Genomic DNA, 7,328 nt, shown 5'->3' on the forward strand with positions numbered 1-7,328 from the left:
GGGTTGACCCCCGTCGCCCTAGGAAACTGTGCGCTCTCCGCTCCTAAGCAGCATCTGCATCATCAACGCACGCAGCGCAGCCGGCCTAACCGGCTTGGACAAAAACCCCCAACCACGCTCACGGGCAAGTGCTCGCACCGCGTCATCGCGCTCCGCGGTCACCAGGATCACTGCGGTGTCCTGGCCCCACCGTTCCGCCAACTCGGTGTACAACTCGGGCCCTGTGGTCTGGCCCAGGCGCACATCCAGCAACAGAATGCCGGGAGCGCCGCCAGGTTGCGCCGCTGCCAACGCTTCGTTCACTCCGGCCGCCAATACCACTCGACACGACCAGCGCTCCAGCAGCGTCCGGCTTGCTTCACAAACGCGAGGGTCGTCGTCGATGCACCAGACCAAGCAGCCTCGCAGGGATGTGTCGTCTTCCGACTCGACCGAAGCGATGTCGGGGATCACCGCATCTGCCTCGCCCCAAGGCACAACGATGCTGAAGACGCTGCCTTGTCCCACCGTGGAGCGCAGGCCGATCGAATGGTCCAAGAGCCGCGCGATCCGCTCCACGATAGCCAGGCCCAGACCAGCGCCGCGATCATCCACCGTTCCATCGTCCAGCCGACGGAACTCCTCGAATATTTCGCGCTGACGGCTTTTTGGAATGCCCGGGCCGGTGTCGTGCACTTCGATGCGCAAACCGTCCTTCGTACGTCGGCAGCCCAGCAGGATGCGGCCTTTCGGCGTGTAGCGGATGGCGTTGGATAGAAAGTTCTGCAGGATGCGGCGCAGCAACGCTTCATCGGTACGCACGACCGCGCGCGTTGCGACGTAATCCAACTTCAGTCCCCGCTCGCGCGCCAGCATGCCGAACTCGCGGGCCAGTGTTTCCAGCAAGGGACCCAACGCGAAATCCTGGACGCGTGTTTCCAATGCGCCAGACTCCAGCCGCGAAATATCCAGCAGACTGTTGAGGATGGCGTCCTGCGCGGCCAGCGCGCCTTCCACGTTGTCGGCAATCTGCTGGGCGCCGGGCTCATCCAGGCGCCCGCGCAGTGCGGATACGAACATGCGCGCGGCGTTCAACGGTTGCAGCAGGTCGTGCACCGCGGCTGCAACGAAGCTCGTCTTGGAGCGGTTGGCGCTTTCCGCCTCGCGCTTGGCTACCGCCAGGTCACGCGTGCGCTCTTCGATGCGATGCTCCAGCGCGTCGGCCAGCGAGCGCAGCTCGCGTGCGGCCTGCTTGTAAGCAGTGATGTCGGCATAGCTGGTGACGAAGCCGCCGTCGGGCAGCGGATTGCCGCGTATTTCGATCACCGTGCCATCGCCACGTTCGCGCTCGTGCATGTGCGGTTTGCCGGAACGAAGATGATCCAAACGGCGCGCGATGGCCTCTTCTATCGGGCCCGGTCCCAGCAAACCGCGACGTGCGTTGTAGCGGAAGACGTCTTCGATGGGCCGGCCGACATGGATGAAACCAGCTGGAAACTTGAACAGCTCGATGTACCGCCGATTCCACGCGACCAGCCGAAGATCGGCATCGATCACACAGACACCCTGCGGCAGATGCTGCAGGCTGGGACTCTCACCATAGTCGGCGCGGCCGGCCGCCTGTACCAGCCCGTCCTGCGCGGTACGTAGTTCGATGGCGTGCTGCTCGACCAACTGCTGCAGTTCCACCCGGCTGCGTTCGCGCAGTCGTGCCATGCGCCGTCGTTGCTGCATGAAAAGCAGCAGAAAAGTCGTTGCCAGCAGGCCCGCCGCGACCGCGATGCCGGCCGTTTGTCCAGCCAGTTGCGCCGGCCGCGTGGGGCGTAGCAGATGCAATGTCCAATTCTGCTTTGGCAACGGTTGCGACAACCAGAGCAGCTCGCCCGCTTGCGGCACGCGGATGCGGTGCACGCCTGCGGTCAGTTCGCCCAAGTCGCGATGGTTCAACAGCCGCAACGGCACGTCGCCGTACTGGCGCGTTCGCGCCAGCTCAACGCGTTCGTCGGCCCGCAACGGACGCAAGTCCTTATAGCGCCAGCGCTCGCGGCCGGAGAGAAAAATGATGCCGTGCGCGTCGCTGACAAAGACGTGATCCGGCAGATTGCGCCATGCCGCTTCCAACTCGTTGAAGACCAGTTTCACCACCACCACGCCGATCACCTGGCCTTCGTCGTCCCGCACCGCCTGAGACAGGAAATAGCCGGGTACGCCGGTGGTATAGCCCAGCGCATAGAAATCGCCCACGCCATTGGCCATGGCTTTCTGGAAATAAGGTCGAAAGCCGTAGTCCACGCCGACATTGCTGTCGGGCCGCCGCCAGTTGCTCGCGGCAATGGAGTAACCGCGGCGGTCCAATAGCGTCAATGTCGACGTGGCGGCGGCACCGTTGACCTGCTCCAGCTTGCGATTGAGGCGGTCGACATCGGCGGCATCCAATGCGCCGTGCTTCAACATGGCTTGCTCCAGTGCGTCGCCGACTTCCGGATCCATCGCCAGTACGGCGGGCAACACGCGGTAGCGTTCGATCACCGCCTGCAGCGCATCGTCATGCACCCGCAACTGCTCGCGCGCCTGTATTGCACTGGTAAGCAGGCTGCGTCGCTCAGTTTCATGTGCCACCAACCAGGACAGCAGCCCGATGACCAGCGCGATGGCGCTGCCGATCAGCAATAGTCGAAAGCGGGGGCGGGTTTGCGAAAGCATGGCGGCATCGTCGCGTGTGGAGAGGATTTGTGCCAGGGGTGGAGCGGTGAAGAGTGAATGGCGAATGGTGAAGAGAGAAAGCCGGATTCTCTCTTTCCTCTTCACCCTTCGCCCTTACCCACCTAGTACCAATGCGTTATTGGTCCCGGACCGCAGGGCTGCCATTGTCGCTCCGTCATCCTGCTACCGGAGTTTCCGTCATGTCAGCCGCCAAATCTTCACGGCTCTATCTATGGGTCTTGTGCGCCATCGTGATCGGTGGGCTGATCGGGCACTTCGCGCCGGAGACCGGTGTTGCGATGAAGCCATTGGGAGACGGATTCATCTCGCTGATCAAGATGCTGATCGCGCCCATCATCTTCCTGACCGTGGTCATCGGTATTGCCGGTGTCGCTGATGTGAAGAAAGTGGGACGGGTCGGCGCCAAGGCGATCCTCTATTTCGAAGTGGTTTCGACTTTCGCGCTTGGCATCGGTTTGCTGGTGGTCAACCTGTGGCGTCCGGGTGCGGGCTTCAACGTCGATCCTGCCACCCTGGATGCGTCGGCTGTCGCCAAGTACGCGGAAAAGGCGCAGGACCAGAGCACCGTCGATTTCCTGCTGAACATCATTCCCAAGACCTTCACCGAGGCGTTCACCGGTAACGGCGACCTGCTGCAGGTGCTGCTGCTGGCGTGCCTGTTCGGCTTCGCGCTGATGGCGGTGGGCGAGAAGGCCAAGCCGGTGATGGGATTGTTCGAATCCATCTCGCAGGTGTTCTTCCGCATGATGGGCACAATCATGAAGCTGGCGCCGATCGGTGCTGGCGGTGCCATGGCGTTCACCATCGGCAAGTACGGCGTGGACGCGCTGGGCCCGCTGATGAAGCTGATGGGCGGCTTCTATGCCACCTGCGCCATCTTTGTGTTGGTGGTGTTGGGCGCCATCGCGCACTTCACCGGATTCTCCATCATCAAATTCCTGCGTTACATCCGCGGCGAACTGCTGTTGGTGCTGGGCACGTCTTCGTCCGAGTCCGCGCTGGTGCCGTTGATGCAAAAGCTCGAAAAGCTGGGTTGTCCGAAATCGGTCGTCGGCCTGGTAGTGCCCAGCGGCTACTCATTCAACCTGGACGGCACCAACATCTACCTGACCATGGCGGCGCTGTTCATCGCGCAGGCCATGAACATCGACCTGACCATGACGCAGCAATTGACTTTGCTGTTGGTGGCCATGCTGACTTCCAAGGGCGCGTCCGGCGTGACCGGCGCCGGCTTCATCACCCTGGCCGCCACGCTGGCCGTGGTGCCTTCGGTGCCGGTCGCCGGCCTGGCGCTGATTCTGGGCATCGACCGCTTCATGAGCGAAGCGCGCGCCATCACCAACATCATCGGCAATGGCGTCGCCACCCTGGTGGTGTCGCGCTGGGAAGGCGAGCTGGACGTGGCCAAGCTGCGGGCTGAATTGTCCGCCGGCCCTGGTGGCTTGATCGAAACGCCGGAGCTGCAACCGGAGGTGCCGGGACGGTTCGGTGGTCCGGGGCAGGTGGTGTTGGGTGATGCTGATTAAAGCAGAACCCTGTGGAGCGCGTCATCGATATGGATGACACGCCTTCGGCCTTACGCATCACTTAACAATGAAATCGTCATGACCAGCCATTCGGCTGTTGAAGAGCACTTCCGGCGTTCGCCGGGATGACGCCGGATTGCTAACTAGCGCGACACGTGGGTGCGGTTCCCAAGCGGCGCTCCCTTCACCCCTGCCCGGTAATCGCACGACAGAGCCGTTAGAATCCAGAGTCCCGCCATTCCATGCCCTTTCCATGTCCAACGAAGATCTGAAACAGGCCGCGCTCGAATACCACCGCATCTCGCCCCCCGGCAAGATCAAGATCGCCGCCACCAAGCCGATGCTGACCCAGCGCGACCTGGCCCTGGCGTATTCGCCGGGCGTGGCCTACGCCTGCGAGGCCATCGTGGAAGATCCCAAGGCAGCCAGCGAGATGACCGCGCGCGGCAACCTGGTGGCGGTGGTGACCAACGGCACCGCGGTGCTGGGCCTGGGCAACATCGGCCCACTCGCCGGCAAGCCGGTGATGGAAGGCAAGGGCGTGCTGTTCCAGAAGTTCGCCGGCATCGACGTGTTCGACATCGAGATCGACGAAACCGACCCCGACAAGCTGGTCGACATCATCGCCAGCCTGGAACCGACCTTCGGCGGCATCAACCTGGAAGACATCAAGGCGCCAGAATGCTTCATCGTCGAGCGCAAGCTGCGCGAGCGGATGAAGATCCCGGTTTTCCACGACGACCAGCACGGCACCGCGATCATCGTCGGCGCGGCGGTGGTCAATGCGCTGGAAGTAGTGGGCAAGAAGATCGAAGACGTGAAGCTGGCCACCAGCGGCGCCGGCGCGGCCGGTATCGCCTGCCTGGACATGCTGGTGGCGCTGGGCCTGAAGCCCGAGAACATCCTGGCGGTGGATCGCGACGGCGTGCTGTTCACCGGCCGCCCGCATCTGGATCCGGACAAGGCGCGTTACGCGCGCGACACCGACAAGCGCACGCTGGCCGAGATCGTCGAAGGAAGCGACGTTTTCCTGGGCCTGTCCGCCGCCGGCGTGCTCAAGCCGGAAATGGTCGCCACCATGGCCGACAAGCCGATCATCCTGGCGCTGGCCAATCCCCACCCGGAGATCCTGCCGGAGGACGCCAAGAAGGTGCGCCCGGACTGCATCATCGCCACTGGCCGTTCGGACTATCCCAACCAGGTCAACAACGCGCTCTGCTTCCCGTACATTTTCCGCGGCGCGCTCGACGTAAGTGCCACCGGCATCAACGAGGCCATGAAACTGGCCTGCGTGAACGCCATCGCCAGCCTGGCACGGCGCGAAGCCTCCGACCTGGGCGCCGCCTATGGCGACGACGTGCCCAGCTTCGGCCCGGAATACCTGATTCCACGTCCGTTCGACCCGCGCCTGCTGGTCGAACTGGCGCCGGCGGTAGCGAAGGCCGCCATGGACTCCGGCGTGGCGTTGCGCCCGCTGGACGATGTCGATGCTTATCGCGAAAAGCTGGGCCAGTTCGTCTATCGCACCAGCCTGATGATGAAGCCGGTATACGACCGCGCCCGCGCCGACAAAAAGCGCGTGGTGTACGCCGAAGGCGAGGAAGAAACCGTGCTGCGCGCCGTGCAGACGGTGATCGATGAAGGCCTGGCGTTCCCGATCCTGATCGGCCGCCCCGATGTCATCGATGCGCGCATCAAGCGCCTGTGCCTGCGCATGCGCGCCGGCGTGGATTTCGAACTGACCAACGTCGATGACGATCCGCGCTTCAACGAATACTGGCAGTACTACCATGCGCTGACCTCGCGTCGCGGCGTCACCGTGTCGGCCGCGAAGAACCTGATGCGTTCACGGCCGACGCTGATCGCCGCGGTGATGGTGGCACGCGGCGAAGCCGATGCGCTGGTCAGCGGCATCGTCGGCCGCTTCCACAAGAAGCTGGGCTACGTGCGCAGCGTGATCCCGCTGGACCCCGGTGTGCAGTCGACCTCGGCCATGACCGGCGTCATCAACAACCAGGGCGCGTGGTTCTTCCTCGACACCCATGTGCAGGACGACCCCAGCGCCGAGCAGATTGCCGAAGCCACCTTGCAGGCGGCGTATCGCCTTAAGCTGTTCGGAATAGAACCGCGCATCGCGTTGCTGTCGCATTCCAACTTCGGCAGCCACGAAACACCCGGCTCGCTGAAGATGCGCAAAGTGCGCGAGCTGTTGCTCAAGCGCAAACCGGATTTGAACGTTGATGGCGAAATGCAGGGCGATACCGCCTGGGACGAAGTGCTGCGCAACCGCATCATGCCCGGCAGCACACTGACCGGCCGCGCCAATCTGTTCGTGCTACCGAACCTGGATGCCGCCAATATCACCTACAACATGGTGCGCGTGGTCACCGACGGCGTCGCCATCGGCCCGATCCTGATGGGCATCTCCAAGCCGGTCCACATCCTGACCACCAGCGCCACCCCCCGCCGCGTCATCAACATGACCGCAATAGCCGCCGTCGACGCGCAGATCCGCCATCAGTTGGAAGCCGAGAAAGCCAGCCACGTTTAAAGTGGGCGGCCCCGATCGCTCCTACAAGAGAAATTCTTGCTTTTGTAGGCTGTGAGGCGCGTGCCCAACGTGTGGGAGCGACGTGAGTCGCGACCGTGATCTCGCCAAAGATCATGATCGCGACTCACCTTTGCCGGTTGCTAGCAGGCTCCACGGGAAAATCCTAGGCAGAAAAGAAAGATTTCCTGGCTAGTAAATCCACGGTCGCGACTCACGTCGCTCCCACAAGGAAAGATTCCTACCGGCCGGATCCGCCTCCAAAAGGAAAGATCCCCGCTTCTGTAGGAGCGCCGTCCCGGCGCGAGCTCTGCGGATTTTCTAGCAATGAAGCGACTCGCATACCCAACATGTGGGAGCGACGTAAGTCGCGACAGGGCTTTACCTGTGGAGCCCCATCGCGACTCACCGGTGCCGGCATGCCGGCACCACTCCTACAAGAGAAATTCTTGCTTTTGTAGGAGCGCCGTCCCGGCGCGAGCTTTGACCAGCTTCGCTGTTGAAGAGCTTTTCGCTTCCATCGCGATCTGACAGAAAGAGCTCGCGGCGGG

2 protein-coding genes and 1 pseudogene are annotated in these 7,328 nt (G+C 62.9%); 2 read left to right on the forward strand and 1 reads right to left on the reverse strand.

Annotation, left to right across the window (positions count from 1 at the left end):
* Positions 1–18: 18 nt before the first annotated feature.
* Complete coding sequence (locus AB6O04_RS17135; RefSeq protein ID WP_368565426.1) at positions 19–2,682, reverse strand: NahK/ErcS family hybrid sensor histidine kinase/response regulator; 2,664 nt, start codon at positions 2,680–2,682, stop codon at positions 19–21.
* A 200-nt stretch (positions 2,683–2,882) separates the two neighbouring features.
* Between AB6O04_RS17135 and AB6O04_RS17140 the strand changes: the two are divergent.
* Positions 2,883–4,118: pseudogene (locus tag AB6O04_RS17140) on the forward strand (dicarboxylate/amino acid:cation symporter); the annotation flags it as partial.
* 364 nt (positions 4,119–4,482) lie between these two features.
* On the forward strand, positions 4,483–6,780 hold the full coding sequence (locus tag AB6O04_RS17145; RefSeq protein WP_368565427.1) for an NADP-dependent malic enzyme: 2,298 nt from the start codon (positions 4,483–4,485) through the stop codon (positions 6,778–6,780).
* The last annotated feature ends 548 nt before the right edge of the window (positions 6,781–7,328 follow it).

The sequence above is a fragment of the Pseudoxanthomonas sp. UTMC 1351 genome (assembly GCF_040948865.1).
In the GTDB taxonomy this organism is placed as follows: Bacteria; Pseudomonadota; Gammaproteobacteria; order Xanthomonadales; family Xanthomonadaceae; genus Pseudoxanthomonas_A.